Raw genomic sequence first — 23,097 nt, 5'->3', positions numbered from 1 at the left:
GAACTTCAACAATTCTGTAACCATTACGATATGGAAGCCGCTTTTATTGTGTGACTTGCCATATATTCTGTATTTTTCACCAGCAGTGCCCAGATGGTTCGGGCCATCTTGTTGGCCTGTGCCACGACAACCACGTTGTGGGGCCGTCGGCAGAGCAGCTTGTCCATCCAGGGGTTCCGGTTATTGATCTGGAAATTCACCACTGCCCGTGCTCCGTGGGTGAGCAGCTTTCGCAGATAGCTGTCTCCGCGTTTACTGATGCCCAGCAACCGGACCTTACCGCCGGTTCCACTCTGGCGGGGAACCAGCCCCAGAAACGCCGCAAACTCCCGCCCTGACCGAAAGGATTTCATATCGCCCACGGTGGCGATGATGGCGGTAGCTGTCAGTAACCCCACGCCAGGAATCGCCATCAATCGCGTCACTGTTTCCTGGTTTTTCTTCCATAGGGTCAAACGCTTTTCGATGTCCGCAATATCCTTGTCCATCTGTTCAAGCCGTTTTAATTGCTGGCGAACGGTGTCCAGGAACATGGGCGATAGGGATTCTTCCAAGTCGGCCAAAGCATCCGGCACTTCTTTCAGTCCTTTCTGGCGACCTTGCGGCAGATCAGCGCCAAATTCATAGAGCAAGCCCCGGATCTGATTCACCTGCATCGTCCGGACCTTGATGAGTTGCTCCCGGATACGGTGGAGCGACAGGACGGATTGCTGCTCTTCATTCTTGACCGCCACAAAGCGCATATCCGGCCGCTGTACGGTTTCCCAGATGGCTGCCGCATCCGCTGCATCGTTTTTGTTGGTCTTCACGAAAGGCCGCACGAATTGTGCCGCTACCAGACGGACCTCATGACCGAGCTTGCGTAATTCCCGGCCCCAATAATACGCACTCCCACAGGCTTCCATGGCCACGATGCCCGGTTGTCGATTGGCAAAGAACTCCAGAAGTGCCCGACGCTTCATCTGTTTGCGATGAATCTCACCGGTCTCCATGTCTACCCAGTGTAACTGCATGACCCTTTTTGCCAAATCCAGTCCATAAGTTGTAACCTGCATGACGAGTCCTCCTTGTCCTTAACGTGGATAAATTTCCACCTTGGCACCTTGATGCCGTCCGGTTCAAGCGGGGACTCCCTTCCGAAGCACCCCGCTGCCGGTCCTGTAGGGGGAGGCATCCATGCCATCTGTAACGGCTTCCCCTGGCTCTGGTCCTGCTGCTGCTCTCTTTTGTGGAAAGTTAAGATGGTGATGAGGGTACGGCTGCATGCGGTCTGTGTGCGGTGTAGCTCTTTTTGCCCGTTTTGATAGCTTGCTATCTTTATATTTGATACTAAGATACATTGATAGCTTATCTGGCTAGATATCTGCATATCAAGATAGCCAAAAATGGGCAAAATAGAGCCTTATCCAAGCCGAAGGCGGCAAAATCCACAGCCCTTGCCCGCGCAACGGGGTCCATCCAGACCCCAAGGCCACGCGGGGGTGGGCGGCAAGCCGGAACGTGTACCGGCTGGCCATTGGAACAATAAGCCGTCCATAGGTTGTGAGCGTAGCGGGAGTTTGTGGGTAAGGCGGGTTCTCATTTGCGTCATATTTTTGCTATCCAATCGTTTGATGTAGCATACTTTTTGGACAGTGAGGGGCGCAAATTGACGGGCCACCGGCCCGGTGTTATGTTCAGAGTAACTGCAACATACTCAAAAAAGGATAAAAGATAAGGCCAAGACTCGTGGTCACCGCACGCACAAAAATTTTATCAACATGCTATACCTGATCCTGGGTAAGCTGGATCTCAGGTTACCCACTTAAAATGTTGAGGCATCAATGAATAGCTTCGCAGTATACATGGCAATAATATTTTTCCCAGGAATTTTAGCAACTATAATTTGTGACAAAATTACGACTCATGTTACAAAATGGGGGGCATTTAAGTACACATTATATTCTTTCTTTTTTGGTGTTTCTAGTTATATTTTTGAGCAAATTATTTACTTTGTTTTGCCTCAACTGTCCACCTATTCTCAATCGAAAATAGAACGCGAAATATCAACTTCAAACATCCTCCCATTAATCCATTATGTAATAAATAATTACAACATCCCACAAACTGTTATCGCAAATATAATTATTGCCGTAACATTGTCACCCATTGTAGCAATTATTTTTTCTTTCGTATTCAATAAAAAGATAGTAAACATAATGGCCATGAAGTTTAAGGTATCTGAAAAATATGGCGACGAGAGTTTATATTATTTATTCTCGAGTCAAAAAAATTTGAAATACGTTGTCATAAGTGAAAAGGATAAAAACTTGACCTACCAAGGTAAATTGTCGGCAGTATCTATAACTGACTACATCCAAGAGATAATATTAATCGATGTTAAAGTTTATAATTATGAAACCAGCGACCTGGTATATAGCTCACCTAGTATATACCTATCGAAACCGCCTGGTGGTTTTACAATAGAGTACCCGGCTGAAAGCCACGATGAAACCACACTACCAATTAATCGTTACTATTGAGCACAGAGGAAAAGCATGAAGAAACCACAAAAACCAATCAGTAAGGGTTTACAAAAAGCTCAAGAAGGTCTCGCAATAGACGGATTAGTACTTAGAGGAATATTGCCGCGAAGTCCAAAAACTATTGCCACGCCACCGCCACCGCCACCAAAAAAACCCAAATAACATGAAAATCATGAGAAGTCGTTACTGTAATTAAGTCAGAGGATTCCTATAGAACAGAGATATCACCATGCCAGCATCCTGAGCAGTTGGTACGAGCTTCTACCACACCCTAACAAATGTAGGGCCTCTGTTTTTGGTAACCTGGCCGCTTCATTAATCTACACGAATGACGATGATGATCTCACCGTCACCGTCTTCGTTTCCTTCATAACGAGCCGTCCATAGGTTGTTGAGTTTGTGGGTAAGGCGTGGATTATCTAGTAACAAATGGTAATTGACATTGATGTAAAAGTGCGTTATTAATATATCAGCATTAGGTGTGAGCCGCAAAATTTAAGCCTAGAATGACTATTGCTAATAATATGTTAGGGAATTAATATGGCTGATTACGATGATATTTCGAAGCTGGCAGAACTAAAAGAACAAGGGCTCATAACTGATGCTGAATACAATCAGCAAAAGAACGAAGTATTATAAGACAATACTACTTATGTTAAAACTTACACCCCAATAAATTCACATTCAAGGTAATAGCATATTTTTTCTTGGGTATTATAGTCCATTTTTGGATTATTTCACTCCCCATATTTTGGTATCTAGCATACAAAGCGTACAAAAGGGGTGATTAATTTTAATCTTCTGCTGTTGATGAGATAAGCATGTTGCATAGATTATGTTTAGAATTTGAAACCTCATTACGTAAAGGTGTCCACGGTTACGCATTACCAACAGTTACCCTAATAGTTGGGCTTGAGTTAGAAGTAATGGCCCGCATCATAACCTGGGTATCTAAATTTATCTTTCTGGTCAGAAATAAAAATCTTCCCTTTTTTATTGTGACTAGATTTGCACACTTAATCCCATGATGAATAACCAAGGAGACTCCATCATGCATAGGAAAGTAGGATATTTTGTATTATCAATTTTTGTAGTGGCTTTGTCTGGTTGCGCTAACATGACCAATCCTGTGCCTGTTGCTGGGCAACACCGTACTGCACAACAGAAATATGCAAAAAAACACCAAAATGGTGTAGAAACCTTTTTGAGTGAGGTTATCTGATCATGAAGCTCCGCGAGTTGAGACCAGTGACCGTCATCAGCGGCATGGCCTCAGCCGCGATGTTAATTCGTTTTGCGACTGTTGACATCAGGAATCACATTTTGATTTCCGGTTAAAACAAGCTAGAAAATGCACATTTTTTTGCCTATAGAAAGACTCAAAAAAACGTCAAGCGTGTAAGTCTATGGTCCATAGACTAATGACGTTGCGGCAGACGCATGATCATGTTGTTACCGTTATAAAGAAAATGGATCAAATTAATCCCAATGCCTCAGATTATGAGCAGGTTACCCAGCACCACATGCGCCTCCTCAAGTTTTTGTAGGGAAGTATTCAGTTCCCTCGTATCCACATCACGAGGTAGACCAGCATGCGGATCAATCAAAGGTACAAAGTCAGCTTGCCGATCAGCGTCCGTTTGCGTCGGCCAAATTTTGTGGCGAAGCAATAACATTAGATTTCCGATTTGCTCATGTAGAGCGTATGCTGATTCTTGCCCTATTATGAACGGTTCATCTTTCATGGAAAATCCTAATTCTTTTGAAGTTTTCAGCATTTGCCGCCGCGCATCTTGTACCGTTTTCGAAAATTTTCGTAACCTCTCAAACTGATCCTCAAGTTTCATCACGGTTTCATACTCTTCTGCTATAGCATGTTTTGCTAGGGACTTTTTGTAATTTTGACTGTTCCTAGCCTTGCTGATATGTCTTGCATTGAAGTTTTTGCGGCTATTGTTGGTTGATTTATACCATATTCTAATGCGCCAATGCACTGTCACACTGCCGTTTATAGTTTTTCTAACCGCGATGCTCAAGTCGCTCCAGTCTTTATTTTGATTATCTTTATGGACTTGCTGTGATAGCTTTTTTTGGATTGCATAAAACTCTTGTGCTTTCTTCTGAGCATCGTCAAAGATTATGTCCTGTACCTGCTGATAAAAGAGCATCTGCCTTTGAAACATGACTTCAAGATTTCTTCTTGCTTCTGTTTGATGGTTCATTGTTGTGATCCTTTTTGGTGATGTGCTGGCCATATGACATCATCAGGTCCCAGACCGCTCTGACCAAAACTTGTCAATGATTAGAATATTCCGTCTTGATTCCTTTTTTCGTCTCATTAAGCAACTAAAATCGCCCATTTTCTCTTTTTTTACAAAGTGGTTTCCACGTGTTTGGACTTTAATGGGCACATCGGAAAACCTCATTTCACAAGAAACATACAGCATAGAAACAATTGGTTACAGCGTGCATTTCGTGCCATCAGGAGTTTTTTAAGTGCCCCGCAAGCCAGAAAGGACTCAAAGAAGCCGCCGGATGCTTTGGCCGACCTGGAAAAATCCCTATCGCCCATGCTTCTGGGCACCGTTCGCCAGCAATTAAAACGGCTTGAACAGATGGACAAGGATATTGCGGATATCGAAAAGCGTTTGACCCTATGGAAGAAAGACCAGCAAGCGGTGACACGATTGATGGCGATTCCTGGCGTGGGGTTACTGACAGCTACCGCCATCATCGCCACCGTGGGCGATATGAAATCCTTTCGGTCAGGGCGGGAGTTTGCGGCTTTTCTGGGATTGGTTCCCCGTCAGAGCGGCACCGGTGGCAAGGTTCGGTTGCTGGGCATCAGTAAACGCGGAGACAGCTATCTGCGAAAGCTGCTCACCCACGGAGCGCGGGCAGTCGTGAATTGCCAGATCAAGAACCTGAACCCTTGGATGAACAAGCTGCTCTGCCGACAGCCCACAATGTGGTCGTCGTAGCACAGGCGAACAAGATGGTCAGAACGATTTGGGTGCTATTGGTGCGAGATACTATCTACGACGCGAATCACGCGAAGATAAAAACCGCCGCATAGTACGGTATTACAGAATTGTTGAACTTCAACATAAGGAGTTGCGCAGGCGGATAAACGATTGATGGCAAAACAGGTCAGACCTCGGAAGAAAAAACCTGGCTAATTCCTGCCCATTAAGGACGTATCGTAGATAAGGAGTTCTTCCGGCGGATTCCATTAAGGCCCGCAGACTGATTGCTCTGCATCAAAGGCCGGATATAAGGCAGCAACTCGACCTCAACATGCCAGACACCGAATCCTCTTGCCCACATGGAGGCATCCATATAGGACTTGCGCATATCCACCGGCTGGCCGCAGAGATGCACCCGTACCCGACCCTTCCGGGAAAAACATCAGCCCCTCAACAGATGCAGAATCAGGCCGCCGCCCAGATCCAGACGGAGTCCCAGTTGATGCACAGCGTCTGCTTCCCGTCGGGCCGGAGAGGGCACGTCTTCCAGCGCGCCCAATCGACAAAGTCGGGGATAGATTGAGGGGTAGTAAACGCTGGGACAATATTGAACGGCTTCCGGTCTACATTCCCCCCGGTTTCCGGTAATCCCTTACACAGCCGTCCTTGCCAACGATAGAAACTGGCTTGACTGATGCATGCCTGATGACAAAAAGCCGTCACCGGCAAACCACTTTCAGCCTGTTCATTCAGTAATGCCTACCAGGCTTGGGCGTTGCGGCGCGGGGATCTCCTGCGCGGTGTTGATGGCACCATGTATTTTCTCCTCAGTCATATCCTGGAAGATTATTCTGCACCTTGGAAAGTTTCAGGACATAACGCTGCTCAGTTACCGGCTTCTTCATCTCGATTATTCTCATATTCAGGCGTCACATACCCCAGATTCTACCCCTGAGCCCACTCGATGTGTCGAGGAGCGCTAATGGACCCTTTTGCTTGGCTTATATTGCTTGTCTTTCCTTGTGTCGTTGATGCTTGCAGTAAGCCTATCCTTCGGCAGTCCTTGTTACGCCTCATTCATCTGGAAAGATTGTCCTAAATCCTGCGTACCTGCCTTCGGCATAGCTCAGACTGTGATTTTTGTATCGATTTGAAAAATTGCAATCTTAGCTCTACATATAGGATTTATAGATCAATCTGTTTTTGATCTCTAATAGATCATATGTACGTTTTTTGCTATAGTATTTAGAGATCACCAAGGATTTTTTATACTAGATATCCTTAGGGCAGAAAAGTCTATCGATTTTAAAATAATGGCATAAATAAATAATGGTGCGGTATTCACGAAAAGAAGAGCTTATTGTTTCGTCCAGAATGGGATTCTGATTGGAGACCCATAAGTGGTTCTGGTGCTCTATTTTGATAACCGCAAGTCTGTCAGCCAGGCGTGGATGATACCGTAACCTAGATTCATGGAGAATGCTGGTATTACGTATAGACAGATATTGCTGACAACAAAGTGCGGATAAACGAGACATGCGGCTAAAAATAAGAAGATTTTCGTATGTTAATCTTGGTAAGTGCAATATCGCACTTCAAAAAAGGAACATTCCCATGTCCTCCATTAATCATTATGACTGCCTGGTAAATTATGCTCAGCAGAAAAACCTACCTGTATTCCGCGAAGAGCATTTTCAGCAATGGTCCATTACTGAAGAAGGATGTTGCTATTGCGTCTCCCCTGAAGGGGCTTGGAACTTCTTTGGATTCGTCCCGCGTCCCAACCAGAAGATGCTCCTGGTAGCCGTCAACAAAAAGAAGGAATTCCTCTACTACCGACTGGATGCCACTGCCCTGCAAAAAAAAGTGGAGGGACAAAAACAGCTTTGGAATATTCCTCATGAGCAATCCTGGCAGGCCAGCTTGCTGGATTTCAGTCAGGTCCACCCCCTCTTTCTGATGCAATTGGCTTGGAAGGTTATGCCCGGCTCGCTCGAAATGTGGGACGATGATCGGACCATCATCTTAATCGCCCAACTTGCGCGTCCCTTCTCAGGGCACATCGAGTCTGACCCCCAAATGGATTTGACGGGCGCCCTGTTCAACTTCATGGAAAAATCCATACTCAAGTTTCTGGTAAATGAGTTGACAATTGCGACGCTCGGTGAATACCAGTTCTTGTGGGAAGCAGAAGACCTGGTTGATCGGCAGGCAAGAATAAAATCCCTGATCCGCCATCGCGGCCTGGTTCCACGATTTCGATTGGCGGATCTGTAAACTGAATGGATGCGCGGGGTGCTCCATAAGATCAGTGGAGGTCCGGCCAGCATCCATTTCGAAAAATGTTTTTTCTCTGACTTCATATATCTTAAGGATTATAGCCATGTCTACTTCACCGCAGCGCATACGCAACAAACTACTGCCACATGGACACTTTGCAATATCTCCTGGCTGGGTTTCTTCTGCAAACTTGCATCGTTGGCTCCGCTAAAATGAAGGATGGCGGGGCTCAAAATGAGCCCCAGGCAATGCCAGGTAAAACCGTTTCAAACCATCCTACCCTTCAATAGGTGTCAATAGCTGGAACCTACTCCGATAAGGCTATTTAAAATAAAGACCCTAAAGTAAACCTACGGATCTTCGGGACAGTCGGAGGATGCACTCCCAGGAGAAAAAACGTTGGCTCACGGGCCCATGGTAACATAAATACTTAATCCACCCCTCTGACACAACAGGAGAATTTTCATGCCCTTTCAAAGTGACAACGAAAAAAACATTCAGCAGCAATCCGGCTCCCAGATTTTTTGTTTTGCAGAAGCCGTCTATAAACAGCGCGAAGCCGAGGAACGACTTTTAGAAATGCTCTTGGGCAAGGATGTCATTGCAGCCATGCGGGATGATCTACACCAACGATAAAACGGAGCCGCCCGGTGTCAGTGCCAAAAGGCTCGGTGCATGGAATGGTACTGGTAGAGCGTCATCCCCCTTATCTCTTATCTGTAGTATTCATTGCCCATAATGGTTAGAAAAAACCCGAAAATTGCCCTCTTATTATCACGTAACACCCATAGGAAAGACGTTAATCTAGTCTCACTATCGTAACAGAAAAGAGTAAACCATGATGAAAACCCTAGATCTTGAAGCGGCTGCGCAGTTTCTGCACCTCAGCAAAGAAGAACTGCGACGGCGGGCCAAGGCGGGACAGGTTCCTGCCGCCAAGCCTGGCAAACGTTGGGTTTTTCTGGAAGACGCCCTTGCGGACTATCTCCGCAAACATTATCCTGAGTCTTGGCAAGTGGCGCCTTCTCTTTCTTCTTTGAATGTGGAGGTTCCTCAATGCTTTACAAACGTGGCAAAACCTATTGGATCGACTTTACGGCGCCGGACGGCCAGCGGATTAGACGCTCGGCTGGAACAACGGAAAAAAGCCAAGCCCAGGAGCTGCACGACCGGCTCAAGGGCGAGGCCTGGCGGCAAATTGAATTAGGCGCCCTCCCACGGGTGACTTGGGACGATGCCGGGCTGCGATGGCTGGACGAACGACAGGACAAAGCAAGTCTGAACAAGGATATGTCGGAATTAGCGTGGTTACAGACCTACTTTCGGGGCTGTTTTCTGGACGAGCTGACGCGATCTCGGATTCAGGAGGTATTGGAAATAAAGCGTAACGAAACCAGTCCCTCTACGGCTAATCGTCATTTGGCGCTGATCCGGGCCATCCTGAACCGCTGTATAGAATGGGGGTGGCTGTACCACGCGCCTAAACTGCGCCAGTATCCCGAGCCTAAAAAACGCATTCGTTGGCTGCGGCCAGAGGAGGCGGCGTGTCTGGTGACTTATTTACCCGCTCACCTGCGCGATATGGCCGAGTTTTCGCTGGCAACAGGTTTGCGTCAGGCCAATGTGACTGGCCTGTGCTGGGAGCAGGTAGACCTGATCCGGCACGTTGCCTGGGTTCACCCGGATGAGGCCAAATGTCGCAAACCCATTGGTATCAACCTTAATGCTACAGCCATGGCGATAGTGCTGCGACAAACCGGCAAACACCCGGTGCGGGTATTTACCTTTCGAAGAAAGCCTGTGAAGCAGACCAACACCCATGCCTGGAAAAAGGCCCTGCTGAAAGCGGATATTCATAATTTTCGTTGGCATGACCTTCGGCATACTTGGGCTTCCTGGCATGTGCAGGCGGGTACACCGCTGGAAAGGCTACAGGAAATGGGCGGGTGGGAGTCGGTAGAAATGGTCCGGCGCTACGCGCATCTGGCGCCAGAACACCTGGCAGAAGATTCAGCGCGCATTGATCGGGTACTCAGCCAGTTACAGGGGCATGGTACAAATATGGCACAACCCGACAAAACTACCATGGTCAAAACGCTGGTAACCACTTGATTTAATTGGTGGGCCCGCACGGACTCGAACCGTGGACCAAGGGATTATGAGTCCCCTGCTCTAACCAACTGAGCTACAGGCCCTGAAGAAAGGGCGCGAACCATTTTCGCGCCCGCATTTTTAACACATTTTTGCCCTAGGAAGGAATGGTAACTTCGCCATCCACAAAACTGCGCAAACGCTCGGAGCGAGAGGGGTGACGCAGCTTCCGCAAAGCCTTGGCTTCAATCTGACGGATACGTTCACGGGTCACGTCAAACTGCTTGCCAACTTCTTCCAGCGTATGGTCAGTATTCATACCGATGCCGAAGCGCATCCGCAGCACCTTGGCTTCACGGGCAGTCAGACCATTGTCCAGCAGCTCTTCGACCACCTCCCGAATCGCCGCATTGACCGCCGAATCCGCCGGGGCAGTGACATTCCGGTCTTCAATAAAATCACCCAGATGCGAATCTTCATCATCACCAATAGGTGTTTCCATGGAAATCGGTTCCTTCGCAATTTTCAGCACCTTGCGAATTTTATCTTCCGGCATTTCCATACGCTCCGCCAACTCTTCCGGAGACGGCTCACGGCCCATTTCCTGCAGCATCTGCCGACTGATCCGGTTCAGCTTGTTGATAGTTTCAATCATATGCACCGGAATCCGAATGGTCCGTGCCTGATCGGCAATACTGCGGGTAATGGCCTGGCGGATCCACCAGGTGGCATAAGTCGAAAACTTGTAACCCCGTCGGTATTCAAACTTGTCCACCGCCTTCATCAAACCGATATTGCCTTCCTGAATCAGATCCAGAAACTGCAGGCCGCGATTGGTATATTTTTTAGCGATGGAAATCACCAGGCGCAGGTTGGCTTCGACCATTTCCTTTTTGGCACGCCGGGCTTTGGCTTCACCGATGGACATGAGGCGACTAGCTTCCTTGATTTCCGCCACCGGCAAGCCCGCCCGTCTTTCAATTTCCGCCAGACGCTTCATGATGGCGAGAATGTCATCCCGATATTCCACCAGACGGGCGCTGTAGGAAAAACCGCCATTGATCTGCTGGTCAATCCAGTCGAGATCGCTTTCATGCCCCGGATATCTACGGACAAACTCCTTCCGGGGAAAACGCGCCCGCTCGATGCAGATTTCCATGAGCTCACGCTCACATTGTCGCACTTCTTCAGTCAATGAGCGCAGGGCATCGGCCATGACATCAATCTGCCGGCCATTGAGCTTGATTTCCAGAAAACGATCCGCAAGTTCGCGTCTTTTTTCCTGATAGCTGGCGTCATGCATTTCACCTTCGGCATGACTGGTCAACAGATTCAGATAGGCTTCACGAATAACGGCAAAGCGCTCCAGAGCTTCTTCGAGTTGCGGCCCTTTGTCGGCTTCGAGGGTTTCTTCACCGTCTTCTTCCTCATCGTCATCAGAGTCTGCCGCATCTTCCCCTTCCAGCAGAACCGCCTCGTCATCTTCACTGACGGCTTCGGCTTCCAGGGCATTGGGATCGATGAAAGCATCCACGACCTCATCCAGACGCATTTCGCCCCGTTCCACTCGATCTGCCGCGTCCAGCAGCAGAGAGATGGTGGTCGGACAGGTGGAAACAGCACGCAGAACCTGCATGAGGCCATCTTCAATCCGCCGGGCAATTTCGATTTCCCCTTCCCGGGTCAGCAGCTCGACGGTGCCCATCTCGCGCATGTACATGCGCACCGGGTCACTGGTGCGACCAATATCGGCCTCAACCACGGCCAGGGCTTCTTCAGCGGCCTCTTCAGCTTCCTGGGCAGCTACGCCGACATTGCCTTCGACATCGAGCAAAGTATCGCCATCGGGGGCCTCTTCAAACACTTCAATACCCATGTCATTGATCATGGAAATGACATTTTCCATCTGCTCAGGATCAAACACTTCTTCGGGCAGATGGTCGTTGATCTCCCCATAAGTCAGGTATCCCTGCTCTTTTCCGCGCGCAATAAGGCGCTTCAGCTCAGACCGCTGAGACTCATTGTCCACTACACTCTCACCGTCTCTCATAACTATCCTGCACTCGCGGAAAGCCGCACATTATATAAGAAAAAACCCATGGATGAAAAGCCGGAATTTTGCATCGGGTATTCATCCTGCTCAACTGGATACTTCATGGCTCTGATGGCTTGCGCTGACCACGCCGTGTTAACTGCACCATTTCGGCTCTTTCCTGCTCGGTCAGCGCACCCAGACCCGAACGATCCGCCGTACACGCCATATGATCTATTCGCGCCTTGACCAAACGTTGATTGATTCTTTGCACACAACCGGATATCTCATTACGCATCCCTGTGCCCTCCTGACTCTCGGCGTCCGTATCCATGACCAAGGCATAACAAAACTCGGCCAGATCAGAACCCGCCAATCTCGCCAAGAGCTCGTGAGAACTTAGATGGGTCATGTTAGCCAAAATATCAAGGGTGGCGTCCATTTTTTTTGCGATGGGATCTGCCGCAAAAGGGAGCAATGCCTTTTCCAGATTCTGCCATGCGGGATCCTCAGGATGATTCAAAAGCAGTCGTAAAGCATTTTTAAAAAGAGAAGGCCCCGCCTGGCTGCGTGCTCTTGCTCCGGGTGATGACGAAAGCATCGACTCCCGGCGGCGCTTTTTTGGCGTTACGGAAAAAGCCAGCCCACACAAATCCTGAAGCTTGTGCAGATAAACCTCCCTTAGCGTCGTATCATTCACGCGTTGCAGAAATGTCCTGGCTTCTCGCAAAAATTGGGCCTTTTCATCTTCGGCTGCAATGTTATAGCGGCGCTGCAGTTCATCCAGATAATAGTCAATTGCCGGGCGCGCGGTAGCGAACTGGGCTTCCAGTACCGCCCCACCCTGCGCGCGCACCAATGAATCCGGGTCCTGACCATCAGGCAGAAACAGTACCCGCAGCAAACGCCCTTCACGCAACAGCTCGGGTGCTATTTGTACCGCCCGCCAGGCCGCCTTGCGCCCCGCCCCATCGCCATCAAAACAAAGCAGAACTTCGGGGGCCGCGCGAAACAACATCTGCAACTGACTTTCACCGAGAGCGGTACCGCTGACAGCTACCGCATAATCCAGACCGGCCTGATGCAGGGTGATGACATCCAGATAACCCTCCACCAGGAGCGCCCGCCCCGTCCGGCGCAAGCCTTCGCGAGCCTGATACAGCCCGTAGAGTACCTGGCCTTTGTGATACAGGGGACCTTCCGGAGAATTCAGATACTTGGGTTCGTGGCCATCGAGACTTCGCCCTCCCAGACCGACCAGTTGGCCACGCCCATCACGGATCGGAAAAATGACCCTGTCACGAAAACGATCGTACACCGAATGATCCTCGCGACTGCTCACCAGTCCTGCCCCTATCAAGGCCTTTCGGGTGTGATCATCCCTACCCAGCCGCTGACTGAGAAAACTGGCGGCGGGCGGCGCATAGCCCAACTCAAAGCGGTCGATTGTGTCCGAGTTAAGGCCACGACTCTGCCAGTATTGCTGCGCCACCGGATTTTCGCTGAGGGCGCTCCGGTACAGTTTGACCGCTTTTTCCAGAATCTGTCTAAAGGGACGAAAATCTTCCTGAGGCGACTGACCGGCAAGCGCAGTGGGTAACGCCACACCTGCATCTTCCGCCAGCAGGGTCACCGCTTCCGGGAAAGACAGGCGGTCATGGGCCATCAGAAAACCAATGGCATTCCCATGGGCGTGACAGCCGAAACAGTAATAAATCTGCTTTTCCGGACTCACCGAAAAAGAAGGACTTTTTTCCTGGTGAAAAGGGCAACAGGCCCAGAAATCCTTACCTTTCTTTTTGAGTGGAACCCGCCCTTCCACCAGCCGGACCAGATCGGTGCGCTCCAGCAAGGCATCAATAAACGCTGGCGAAAATTTCACCATGATTCAGCGCAACTCCAATTCACTGACGCCACCACCGCCCTGCTCGGGACGGGCCATGCGCCACTGGGTCACCCGGGGATCCTGCCGGGCAAATTCCCGCACCATTTCTGCCAGCACCCCATTACCTTTTCCATGAAGCACCTCGACCTGCTGCCGACCGGAAGCCATAGCGCCGTCCACATGACGGCACAAAGCCTGCCAGGCATCGTCACGCAGCTGGCCGCGCAGGTCGAGACGCCAGGGATGGTTTTCCGGAGAAGCATACTGAGTACTGCCCTTATCCTTGGGCATTTCCAACGCCGCATCGGCACGAAACTGCGCTACCGGAATCCACAACTGCTTGCCACGCAACTGAATTTGCAGACGCTGACGCAGCGCATCCACGCGCGTGATCTGGGTAACCTGACGCAGGGGCAAAAATAACCCCCTGCTCCCGACTTCCGGCAAAGCTGGGGCGGCATCCTGCACAGCCCGGAAAGGCGCGCCTGTCTGTTCCAATGCCGCACTGGCAGCCTGGGTATCCCGCCCGGTTTTGAGCGCCGCAATGGTTTTACGGACTTCGCTGCGGGCATTTTCGAGTAACTGCTGCCACTCGTTGCGCGCTTCCTCTGCGGCGCGCTCGCGTTCCTGACGGGCCGCCTCCAGTTCCCGTTGCAAACGCTTCGCCGATTTGTCCGCTTCCATCCGCGCCAGCGCCGCTTCATCCATGGCCTGTTGCGCGGCGCGCAGCAACCCTTCCCGCTGTGCTTCCCAGCGTTCCCAGTCCTCGCGGTCATCGGCATACAGGGCTTCCGCGCGACGCATGAGCGGCTCGGGCATACCGATGCGCCGGGCGATGGTCAGCCCCTGACTGGCGCCGCCCACACCCCATTGCAGGCGATAGGTCGGCGTCAGTGTTTCTGCATCAAAACCCATGCCGGCCAAGGCCACCCCAGGGCGACCAAGGGCATAGCGTTTCATGACTTCCAGGTGACTGGTCAACATCGTGCAGGCTTTGGCCGCCAGCAGTTCCTCTGCCACTGCCTGGGCCAGAGCGCCGCCTTCACGAGGATCGGTACCATTACCCAACTCATCCAGCAGCACCAGACTATGGGCGTCGACCTGCTCAAGCAAGACCTGCAAGCGACTGACCTGAGCCGAGAAAGTGGACAGATCGGCATGAATATTCTGGGCGTCCCCAATCACCGCAAAGCCCTGTCGGAAATAACCCAACTGGCCTTCCGCAGCCACCGGCAAACCCAGATAGGCCATCAGATGATTCAAACCCAGTGCCTTGAGCAATGCTGTTTTACCACCGGTATTGGGCCCGGTAATGACCAACTGCTGATGCTGTTCCCCCAAAGCCAGAGAATTGCCCACCACCTGTCCGGGATGCTGCATGCATAACAGTGGATGCCGCAGCTTGTGCAAGGCAAAAACAGGGTGTTTGTCCACCGGCACCAGAACGCCCTGGTAGGCTTTACCCAGCTCCAGCCCTGCCCGGACCCCATCCAGCTTTCCCAACTGTTGGACAGCACGGCGGATGGCCGCTGCCTCCTGCCCGACCGCCGCACTCAACACCCGGAGTACTTTTTCCTGTTCCTGACGTTCGGCCTGGCGGTCCTGGACCAGTTGGTTATTCAGCTCCACCGCCGTCAAGGGTTCTACAAAAAGGGTTTCACCACTCGCCGAGCGATCATGGACAATGGCTTTGATCCGCCCTTTGTGGCTGGCTTTCAGGGGGAGTACATAACGATCATTGCGCAGCACAATCAGCTGCTCCTGCCAGTAATCCTGCCAATCAGGGTTACGCAAAAAACCCTGCAAAAACCGTTGAATGTCATGGCGGCCCTGGCGCAACTGCCGGCGGAGCGCCTGGAGTTCGGTGCTGGCCGTATCCAGAAGCTCCCCTTCCTCATCGAGGGACTGCTGCAGGCGGCGCAGCAATGACTGGGGAGGGTCAATATCGGCCGCCCATTCGCTGAGAGCGTCATCGATTTCGCGCAAGACGGCAGCATAGTGCTTCTGCCCCAGCAAAACCTGACTCACCTGTAGCAATTGCCGGCCAGCGAGGACCGCCCCGGGACGCTCGACCAGATCCAGCGATGTGCGGATTTCCGGCAGGGTCATAACTGGCAGAGTCGAACCCGCTACGGCGCGTTGTTGCAGACATAGAGCGAGATGGTGACGCTGATGAATTTCGGTCAGCGCTACCCAGGGATGCAAGTTTATTACATAATCTTGCCCATAAGGATGAGCACAACGGGCAGCCCACGCGGCACAGATGTCTTCCAGGTCAAGGACTCTGGCAAAGCTGTCCAGACAGGGAGCGTTTCCGGTCAAAGCCGCAACGGCTGTCATCCGTTATTCAGACGCGCCTTCACTTTATCGGCAACCAGCGCCATGTCTGCTTTGCCCAGCAATTGCGGGCGCAAGGTATTGAGCACCTTGCCCATATCCTTGGGACCAGCAGCCTCCAGCTGAGAAATGCTTTCAGCAATGAGGGCATCCAGCGCTTCCATGCTCAAGGGCTCAGGCAAATAGGCCGTGAGAATGACAATCTCCGCTTCTTCCTTGTCGGCCAGGTCGGGACGCTGACCTGCCCTGAACTGAGTGGCAGAGTCTTTACGCTGCTTAATCAGTTTTTCGACAATACTCAGGATCTCCGCTTCCTCCAGGGTGCGGCGCTCATCCACCTCACGCTGTTTGATGGCCGCCTGAAGCATACGAATCGTCGTCAGCCGCTCGGACTCACGCGCCCGCATCGCCGCCTTCATATCTTCCTGAAGACGTTCGCGTAAAGACATGATCAGTACATCCGCACCAGACGCATGGACTGACGCCGCATCCGCTTCAAAGCGCGCTTGCGGGCTGCAGCAGCCTTGCGCTTGCGTTCTTCCGTGGGCTTTTCATAAAACTCACGACGACGCACTTCCGTCAGGACTCCGGCCTTTTCACAGGAGCGTTTGAAGCGCCGCAGCGCCACTTCGAAAGGTTCATTTTCTTTAACACGAACAGTTGGCATAGAAGGTTTCAGACCTCATCAAAAATAAATGCTTAGCAAGAAAGGGGCAGAGTATAGGCAGATCAATCGCGCGAGTCAAAAAAATCTCTATCGTTGCTGACGTTGTAAAAAGCGCAAAACAAGCGTTGCATGTGCTTGACAGGGCGATCAAAAAGAATGCTAATATATGAAATAATGTACGTTAGACATACAGCCTCCTCGCCAGCCCCTCTGGGTGGCGTTATGGCTCGGTAAATTTGGGTCAGAAGTGAGTCAGGCGGCCTTTTTGCGGGGTGGGTCATCGGCGTCGGCCCAAAAGGCGGGTGCTGGGCACTGGAATTTCCCGGACTTCGGGTCGAAACCCTTCCAGAAGGGAACCCGCAGAAATTGCAGATGGAGCCATTGGGCCATGAGTCCTGCGGTAACGGGGGTGGCGACACGCCAGGGCGCTATGTCGGTCATGGGGAAGTCCTCAGCTAGGGTTTCGGCGAGGAGCTGCACCATGGACCAGGCGATGCAGCGGATTTGCATCCAGCGTTCCAAAACGGTGCGTTTTTGCTGCCAGAGATTATTGATGCCCCACCAGCGTTTGAGGTTATGGAAGATCGGTTCGATCTGCCAGCGGTTGCTGTAGAGGGAGACAATTTCGCTGGCGGTCAAGTGGGTCTCGGAAGCGAGATAGAGGCGGGTGGGAGACCATCGACGATGCTTTTCGTCGTAGATTGCACTCCAGACAGCCCGGACCGGATGGCCTTTCAGGAATCGTGCATTGGCGACGATGGATTGGAGACGGACCTTCTGCCATTTCCCATAGATATGCAGAGAGACGGTTTCGGTGGGCAGTGCGGCCATCTCTTCCGGGGTGTACTTGTCTCCATATATCCGGGGACGTCCGCGTTTGGATGTTTTCGGCGGCGGGTCCTGGAGCAGCACGGTATCTTTGCGCACCTGGCCGATAAACTGGCCGTGCTGACGCAACAGGGGCAAGAGCAGGCGCCGCCGCATGAACCAGGCATCGGTGAGCAGACGGACGGGTACTGGGATATGGGGCAGAAAAGCGCGCAGCAACGCCCCGGCAATTTTCAGCTTGTGGGTGTTGCCGGTGCTCGGTACCAAGCGCAAGCGGATGGGAAAGGAAATGGCTTTGCCGGATCGGGTACGGAGGGTCAACGCCAGGCCCACCCAATTCTGGGCGAGGACATAACTGGGGCGATTGTGTTTATGGCTGTGATCGAAGCGGAGGGCCGCACCTGGGGCTTTGGTAGAGTGTCGCAGGACCAGGGTATCGTCGATGACGAGATCGACGATCAGGAGCTTGGGCAAGGACTGCAGAAGCCAGCGTACCTGGGCTATGGCCAACGCCTGGGTGCGCAAGGACTCGCGCTCCAGGAGTTTGTAATAGGTGGTCCAGTGGCAGCGGAGGGAGATGCTACTGAGGGCGCGGGTGACCCAGCCTTCGGGCGAGATCAGGCAGCCACAGAGCAGTTCGAGGAAGCTGCGCCGCGAGCGGGGCGGCACGACCGTCAGAAAGTAGGAAATCCACTCCGACAGGCGGAGGGAAACGAGACGATGAAAGGGCATGGGTGTGATTCCGAGAAGCCTAAAACGCTTCTCATTGGCCGACCCTTTTTTACAAGGGTCGGCCGCACGGCCCCATCACCGTGTCAAGCACTTTCGCCGAAAGAAAGGCGATAAAAAACCCGGCGGAGCCGGGCTGAATGTCTAATCTTCAGTATGAAATATTAAAAATGCTTTTATATATAGAATATTAGATTACAATGTTAGAGTGATTGTGGTCTTTAAAAATCACAGGGGAAGCCCATGCGAACGGAAGCGAGAGAATTGAACGAAGCCTTACCTGATGTTCCGCCAGCCATCGACCCACCCCCGCTCGCGGATTTCATGGAAGTTGAGACCAGCAGCCCCTTTCTTACTCTGGATCAGGAATTACAACTCATCCGCCGCCTTCGTCAAGGCGACGAAAGCGCTAGAGCTACGCTCATTTCTGCCCATATGCCACTGGTTAGAGCCGTAGCTCGCTCTTATCGCAACAAGGGACTCAGCCAGGAGGATCTCCTGCAGGAAGGCTACATGGGCTTGTTGCGTGCTGCTGATCGCTTCCGCGAAGGCCTGGGCACGCGCTTCTCCAGTTACGCCACCTGGTGGATTCGCGAAGCTATGCAACGGGCCCTGATCCGCTCACGCTTTATTCGTCTACCCGATTACCTGGCCAAATCCCTGCATGCCTATTTGCAGCGAGCTGAAGACGAAAGTGCACACAATGAAGATACTCGCCGCGAGCAACGTCGTGAAGCCCTGGGGGTCCGCGAAAGTACCATGCGCGCTCTGGATTTTGCCGATATTCGCGTCTGCTCCCTGGATGAAGAATTTGCGGATGGGCCGAGCCGTGTGGAGCAGGTTCCGGGCGATACTGCCAGTCCGGACATGGATTACGATCGCGAGTCCATCTGCAAGGCACTTCGCGAACATCTGGCCGAGCTCAATGAAAAACAGCGGGAGGTCATGATTTTTCGCTACGGCATGCATGGAGATGCGCCCATGACTCTGGAAGCCGTGGCCGAACGCATGGGCGTCAGCCGCGAGGCGGTGCGACAATTACAGGTGCGGGCGCTGACCCGGCTGCGTCAATCGCTTTCGGACAGCGGTTGGGGTACTTGACGCTCCGCCAAGAGTGTCAACAATCTTTCCAGTGCCCGAGCCCGGTGACTCACCCGATTTTTTTCGGCCAGGGTCCACTGTGCCGCACTCCTGGTGCTACCAGACGGCCAAAAAAGCGGGTCGTATCCGAACCCCCCTTCCCCCTGTGGGATCGTCGCAATGGCACCCGACCAGAATCCCTGGACCACAATAGGCGCAGGATCCTCTGCCGACTCTAGCAAAACCATGCAGGCCACATAATAGGCACCGCGCTCTGTGTCCTGTAACTCCTGCATCTGTTGAAGCAAATGCTGGTTATTTTCGGCATCGCTGGCTCCTTCCCCAGCATAGCGCGCCGAGAACAGCCCTGGCGCCCCCTGTAAGGCGGGAACACAGAGCCCGGAATCTTCGGCAAGGGCCGCCATTCCTGACAAAGCCGCGCCATGGCGAGCCTTGAGCAAAGCATTTTCCACAAAAGTGCGGCCGGTTTCGGCCACTCCGGCAATGCCCAGATCATTCTGAGCATGTACCTGATAGCCACGCGGACTGAGCAAGCTCTGGAGCTCGCGGATTTTACCGGCATTACCAGTCGCCAGCAGCAGCGCTTTCACGGCACGGCCTCAGGAATTTCCTGACGCTGGCGGGCGACCAGGTCACGAATGCCCTGACGCGCCAGGGCCAGCATCTGCGTCATCTCTGCGTCGCTGAACACCGCGCCTTCGGCCGTTCCCTGGACTTCCACAAAAGCGCCGGTGCCGGTCATCACTACATTCATGTCCACTTCGGCGTGGCTGTCTTCGGCATAATCCAGATCCAGAACAGCTTGCCCCTGAAACATGCCCACTGATATAGCAGCCACCCAGTCCCGCATGGGATTCACCTGGACTTTGCCATTGCGGCGCAGGGTCTGCAGGGCATCAGCCACCGCCAGGCAGGCACCAGTGATGCTTGTCGTCCGGGTGCCGCCATCCGCCTGCAGCACATCACAATCCACCCAGATGGTGCGCTCGCCCAAAGCCTGCAAATCAACGGCTGCGCGCAGACTCCGACCAATCAGGCGTTGAATTTCGTGGGTGCGTCCAGAGATTTTACCTTTGGCTGATTCCCGCTGCATCCGGTCCTGAGTGGCCCGGGGCAACATACTGTACTCTGCGGTAACCCAGCCCTGCCCGGCGCCCCGCAAAAAAGGCGGCACTTTTTCCTCAATGCTGGCTGTGCATAAGACCTTGGTATCTCCACAGGCCATCAATACCGAGCCTTCGGCATGTTTGGTGAAATTGCGGGTAATGGCGATAGGACGCAAGGCGTCTGCTGTTCTTCCACTGGGTCGACTCATTTTCAGTACTCATCTGATGGCGGGAGGTGCATTGTAGCCCTGTCCTTCCCGCATCATAAACCCCTATAATGAGCTCAATCCCCCAGAAACGAGGATAACCTCATGTCTACTGTCGCCCATGTCGAAATCACCCAATTTCTGAAGCAACACCATCTCGCTCAGTCATTGACCATTGCCGAAATCCAGACCCTGGCGGAATATGTGACCCATGCCCAGTTCCATGCTGATCAGGTCATTGCCGAGTGGGGCACACTCGGTGAAGCCCTGTTTTTTTGTGTGAAAGGCGAAATGGCCATCATTCATCACACGGCGGATGGCGACGAAATGGAAGTGGTACGGGTGAAGGACGGCGAAATGGCCGGAGAAATGTCTTTTTTTGATCGGCAACCGCGCAGTGCCCGCATTCTCGCCAAAAGCGATGACACCCAGGTATTGGTCCTGACCCGTGCCCGCTATCAACGCCTCAAGGTCGAGAAACCCTATATTACGGTGAACATTCTGGAACAGGCCATCATCAGTCTCGACCATTTATTCCGCAATCTTTCCCAAAACTATACGGATTTTTCCACCTATATTTACGGAAAAGGCAAGCACTAGGCCCCGCCGCGTTGATTGAGCAGGTCGTGGATACGTCGCAAGCGTTCGAGGGGGTCCTGAAGCACCAGCAGCGCCTGCTTTTCTTCAGGAGAAGCCGGTAGCGCCTGGGCAAGTATCATCCCTGCCGTACTGGCATCCAGGTCTCTTGCCGCCGCCTCGCCCAGCAATTCTTTGAGGATGGCGCGGAGCAGGTCATCTTCGCGCCGCATGGGAACGACGGGCTCTTCCTCCCAGTAATGGACCGAAGCCATGGCCAAAGCACCCGCATAATGCCAATCCTGAATCGTAAAGCGTTGCTGTCCTTCCACCTGGATTTCCAGCACGCCCGGCTCACCGCCCCAATCGACAATACGCGCGAGGGTCCCCACTCGCTCAGGCTCGGCATGACCATCGCCGCGTGGATGGGTCAGGCAAATACCAAACCCACGGTCATTGCGCAGGGAGCTGCTGACCATATCCAGATAACGCGGTTCAAACACCCTCAGCCCTAATAAGGCCTTGGGAAAAAGTACGGATCGGAGTAAAAATAGAGGTATTGTGTCTGTATCCGTCGCCATGCTGTTCCTCTCACGAGTATCCATGAAACCCAGCCTGAAACCATCTTCCAGCTTCTCACTATATGTGCATTTGCCTTGGTGTAAAGCCAAGTGTCCTTATTGTGATTTCAATTCCCATGCGGCCGAACAGATTCCTGCGGAACGCTACGCTGCGGCGCTGATTGCCGATCTGGATCGGGAACTCCCGCGTATCTGGGGCCGGCGCCTGCACAGCGTTTTCATCGGTGGGGGCACCCCCAGCCTGTTTCCACCGGAAGTCATCCACCAGCTACTTTCGGATATCCGTGCCCGTCTGCAACCCTTGTCAGCCATGGAAGTCACTCTAGAGGCCAATCCCGGCGCCGTGGAAGCAGACGCCTTCAGGGATTTTCGGGCAGCCGGAGTGACCCGTCTTTCCCTGGGCATTCAGTCTTTCAACAATACGCATTTGCAGCGTCTCGGGCGTATTCACGATGCTGCCGCCGCGCAGCGCGCCATAGAAAAGGCCATGGCAGCGCAATTTACCAGCTTCAACCTTGACCTCATGTTCGCCCTCCCCGGGCAAAGTATGGACGAAGCCCTCGCTGACCTGCACACCGCTCTGCAATTTCAACCCCCGCATCTGTCCCTGTATCAGCTGACGCTGGAAACGGGGACACCTTTTGCCAGCCATCCGCCAGCGCAGATGCCTGATGAAGATACCGCAGCGGACATGGAAAGCCAGCTGCGCGACGTCCTCGATAGCCACGGACTTCCGCGCTATGAAATTTCCGCCCACGCCCGTGCTGGAGAACAATGTCAGCATAATCGCAATTACTGGCTATATGGTGACTATTTGGGCATCGGCGCCGGCGCCCATGGCAAAATCACCCAAGCCGAAGGTATCTGGCGTAGCCGGAAACCCAGCCGCCCGGAAAGCTATATGAACGATGCCCTCAGCGAACGGGAAACACTAGGCGAGTACACGCCCATTCCTCTAGAGGAACGCCCCTTTGAGTTCATGCTCAACGTCCTGCGCCTGACCGAGGGTTTCCCCATCCATTTGTTCACCGAGCGAACCGGCTTGGACAACCTGCTCATTGAGCCGCAAATCCGCCGTGCCCGACGCGAAGGCTTAATACAAGAAGAAGCCGGAACCATCCGGCCAACCGCCCAAGGGCTCAACTTTTATAATGAACTATGTGCTCGCTTCCTACCCTGAAAACCTC

22 protein-coding genes, 1 tRNA gene and 2 pseudogenes are annotated in these 23,097 nt (G+C 52.4%); 12 read left to right on the top strand and 13 right to left on the bottom strand.

Annotated features, from left to right (window positions below; translation table 11 throughout):
• Positions 1-23: 23 nt before the first annotated feature.
• Entirely contained in the window at positions 24-1,055 is a 1,032-nt protein-coding gene (locus tag B1757_RS09210) for an IS110 family RNA-guided transposase (RefSeq protein ID WP_101538025.1), read from the bottom strand.
• Positions 1,056-1,823: 768 nt separating this feature from the next.
• Between B1757_RS09210 and B1757_RS09205 the strand changes: the two genes are divergently transcribed.
• The 4 genes from B1757_RS09205 (at position 1,824) to B1757_RS15430 (ending at position 3,747) form a co-directional block, all read left to right on the top strand.
• Complete coding sequence (locus B1757_RS09205) at positions 1,824-2,522, top strand: hypothetical protein (RefSeq protein ID WP_101538024.1); 699 nt, start codon at positions 1,824-1,826, stop codon at positions 2,520-2,522.
• A gap of 15 nt (positions 2,523-2,537) precedes the next feature.
• Positions 2,538-2,687 carry a hypothetical protein gene (locus B1757_RS15565; RefSeq protein WP_216360848.1) on the top strand — a complete coding sequence of 50 codons (150 nt, stop codon included), beginning with the start codon at positions 2,538-2,540 and terminating at the stop codon, positions 2,685-2,687.
• 378 nt (positions 2,688-3,065) lie between these two features.
• The gene (locus B1757_RS09200; protein WP_101538023.1) at positions 3,066-3,164 is read left to right on the top strand and encodes an SHOCT domain-containing protein; all 99 of its coding nucleotides are present in this window, start codon (positions 3,066-3,068) and stop codon (positions 3,162-3,164) included.
• A 412-nt stretch (positions 3,165-3,576) separates the two neighbouring features.
• On the top strand, positions 3,577-3,747 hold the full coding sequence (locus B1757_RS15430) for a hypothetical protein (RefSeq protein ID WP_172437656.1): 171 nt from the start codon (positions 3,577-3,579) through the stop codon (positions 3,745-3,747).
• A gap of 271 nt (positions 3,748-4,018) precedes the next feature.
• On the opposite strand, the gene mobI is transcribed toward B1757_RS15430, so the two are convergent.
• Positions 4,019-4,747, bottom strand: a complete 729-nt coding sequence (mobI, locus tag B1757_RS09195; RefSeq protein WP_101538022.1) for a conjugative transfer protein MobI(A/C) — start codon at positions 4,745-4,747, stop codon at positions 4,019-4,021.
• A 300-nt stretch (positions 4,748-5,047) separates the two neighbouring features.
• Between mobI and B1757_RS09190 the strand changes: the two are divergent.
• Positions 5,048-5,601, top strand: a pseudogene (locus B1757_RS09190) (IS110 family RNA-guided transposase); the annotation flags it as partial.
• A 355-nt stretch (positions 5,602-5,956) separates the two neighbouring features.
• Here B1757_RS09190 and tnpA read toward each other — a convergent pair.
• Entirely contained in the window at positions 5,957-6,244 is a 288-nt protein-coding gene (gene tnpA, locus B1757_RS16180; protein WP_438263621.1) for an IS66 family insertion sequence element accessory protein TnpA, read from the bottom strand.
• Positions 6,245-7,105: 861 nt separating this feature from the next.
• Between tnpA and B1757_RS09185 the strand changes: the two genes are divergently transcribed.
• From B1757_RS09185 to B1757_RS09175, 4 genes and pseudogenes are all read left to right on the top strand, one after another.
• Positions 7,106-7,768 (top strand): hypothetical protein, encoded by a 663-nt coding sequence (locus tag B1757_RS09185; protein ID WP_101538021.1) that lies wholly within the window; start codon positions 7,106-7,108, stop codon positions 7,766-7,768.
• 468 nt (positions 7,769-8,236) lie between these two features.
• Positions 8,237-8,407: a hypothetical protein gene (locus B1757_RS15425; protein ID WP_172437655.1), complete on the top strand. Its 171-nt coding sequence runs from the start codon at positions 8,237-8,239 to the stop codon at positions 8,405-8,407.
• Positions 8,408-8,609: 202 nt separating this feature from the next.
• Positions 8,610-8,708: pseudogene (locus B1757_RS16210) on the top strand (hypothetical protein); the annotation flags it as partial.
• Positions 8,709-8,827: 119 nt separating this feature from the next.
• The gene (locus B1757_RS09175) at positions 8,828-9,883 is read left to right on the top strand and encodes a tyrosine-type recombinase/integrase (protein WP_101538019.1); all 1,056 of its coding nucleotides are present in this window, start codon (positions 8,828-8,830) and stop codon (positions 9,881-9,883) included.
• 6 nt (positions 9,884-9,889) lie between these two features.
• On the opposite strand, the gene B1757_RS09170 is transcribed toward B1757_RS09175, so the two are convergent.
• The 7 genes from B1757_RS09170 to B1757_RS09140 form a co-directional block, all read right to left on the bottom strand.
• Positions 9,890-9,966, bottom strand: a tRNA-Ile gene (locus tag B1757_RS09170).
• Positions 9,967-10,019: 53 nt separating this feature from the next.
• A complete protein-coding gene (rpoD, locus tag B1757_RS09165) occupies positions 10,020-11,912 on the bottom strand; it encodes an RNA polymerase sigma factor RpoD (protein ID WP_101538018.1) in 1,893 nt (630 codons plus the stop codon).
• Between the two features lie 103 nt (positions 11,913-12,015).
• The gene (gene dnaG / locus B1757_RS09160; protein WP_101538017.1) at positions 12,016-13,779 is read right to left on the bottom strand and encodes a DNA primase; all 1,764 of its coding nucleotides are present in this window, start codon (positions 13,777-13,779) and stop codon (positions 12,016-12,018) included.
• 3 nt (positions 13,780-13,782) lie between these two features.
• Complete coding sequence (locus B1757_RS09155; protein WP_101538016.1) at positions 13,783-16,119, bottom strand: endonuclease MutS2; 2,337 nt, start codon at positions 16,117-16,119, stop codon at positions 13,783-13,785.
• Complete coding sequence (locus B1757_RS09150; protein WP_101538015.1) at positions 16,116-16,565, bottom strand: GatB/YqeY domain-containing protein; 450 nt, start codon at positions 16,563-16,565, stop codon at positions 16,116-16,118. Before B1757_RS09150 ends, B1757_RS09155 begins: the two co-directional genes overlap by 4 nt.
• 2 nt (positions 16,566-16,567) lie before the next feature.
• Entirely contained in the window at positions 16,568-16,783 is a 216-nt protein-coding gene (gene rpsU / locus B1757_RS09145) for a 30S ribosomal protein S21 (protein ID WP_010636820.1), read from the bottom strand.
• Positions 16,784-17,035: 252 nt separating this feature from the next.
• Positions 17,036-18,343: an IS701 family transposase gene (locus B1757_RS09140; protein ID WP_101536954.1), complete on the bottom strand. Its 1,308-nt coding sequence runs from the start codon at positions 18,341-18,343 to the stop codon at positions 17,036-17,038.
• Positions 18,344-18,583: 240 nt separating this feature from the next.
• On the opposite strand from B1757_RS09140, the gene B1757_RS09135 reads away from it, so the two are divergent.
• A complete protein-coding gene (locus tag B1757_RS09135; protein ID WP_101538014.1) occupies positions 18,584-19,441 on the top strand; it encodes a sigma-70 family RNA polymerase sigma factor in 858 nt (285 codons plus the stop codon).
• Here B1757_RS09135 and rdgB read toward each other — a convergent pair.
• Together rdgB and rph are read right to left on the bottom strand one after the other, a co-directional pair.
• The gene (rdgB, locus tag B1757_RS09130) at positions 19,408-20,031 is read right to left on the bottom strand and encodes an RdgB/HAM1 family non-canonical purine NTP pyrophosphatase (protein WP_101538013.1); all 624 of its coding nucleotides are present in this window, start codon (positions 20,029-20,031) and stop codon (positions 19,408-19,410) included. The genes B1757_RS09135 and rdgB overlap by 34 nt on opposite strands.
• Positions 20,028-20,756, bottom strand: a complete 729-nt coding sequence (gene rph / locus B1757_RS09125; RefSeq protein ID WP_101538012.1) for a ribonuclease PH — start codon at positions 20,754-20,756, stop codon at positions 20,028-20,030. The genes rdgB and rph overlap by 4 nt, the downstream gene beginning before the upstream one ends.
• Positions 20,757-20,858: 102 nt before the next feature.
• On the opposite strand from rph, the gene B1757_RS09120 reads away from it, so the two are divergent.
• A complete protein-coding gene (locus B1757_RS09120; protein WP_101538011.1) occupies positions 20,859-21,353 on the top strand; it encodes a Crp/Fnr family transcriptional regulator in 495 nt (164 codons plus the stop codon).
• On the opposite strand, the gene B1757_RS09115 is transcribed toward B1757_RS09120, so the two are convergent.
• Positions 21,350-21,910, bottom strand: coding sequence for an LON peptidase substrate-binding domain-containing protein (locus B1757_RS09115; RefSeq protein WP_101538010.1), 561 nt, complete (start codon positions 21,908-21,910; stop codon positions 21,350-21,352). The two genes, B1757_RS09120 and B1757_RS09115, sit on opposite strands and share 4 nt — an antisense overlap.
• A gap of 22 nt (positions 21,911-21,932) precedes the next feature.
• On the opposite strand from B1757_RS09115, the gene hemW reads away from it, so the two are divergent.
• Complete coding sequence (hemW, locus tag B1757_RS09110; RefSeq protein WP_101538009.1) at positions 21,933-23,090, top strand: radical SAM family heme chaperone HemW; 1,158 nt, start codon at positions 21,933-21,935, stop codon at positions 23,088-23,090.
• Positions 23,091-23,097 lie beyond the last annotated feature (7 nt).

The organism is Acidithiobacillus marinus (assembly GCF_002847505.1).
In the GTDB taxonomy this organism is placed as follows: Bacteria; Pseudomonadota; Gammaproteobacteria; order Acidithiobacillales; family Acidithiobacillaceae; genus Acidithiobacillus; species Acidithiobacillus marinus.
This window is presented reverse-complemented; position numbering and strand designations above follow the sequence as displayed.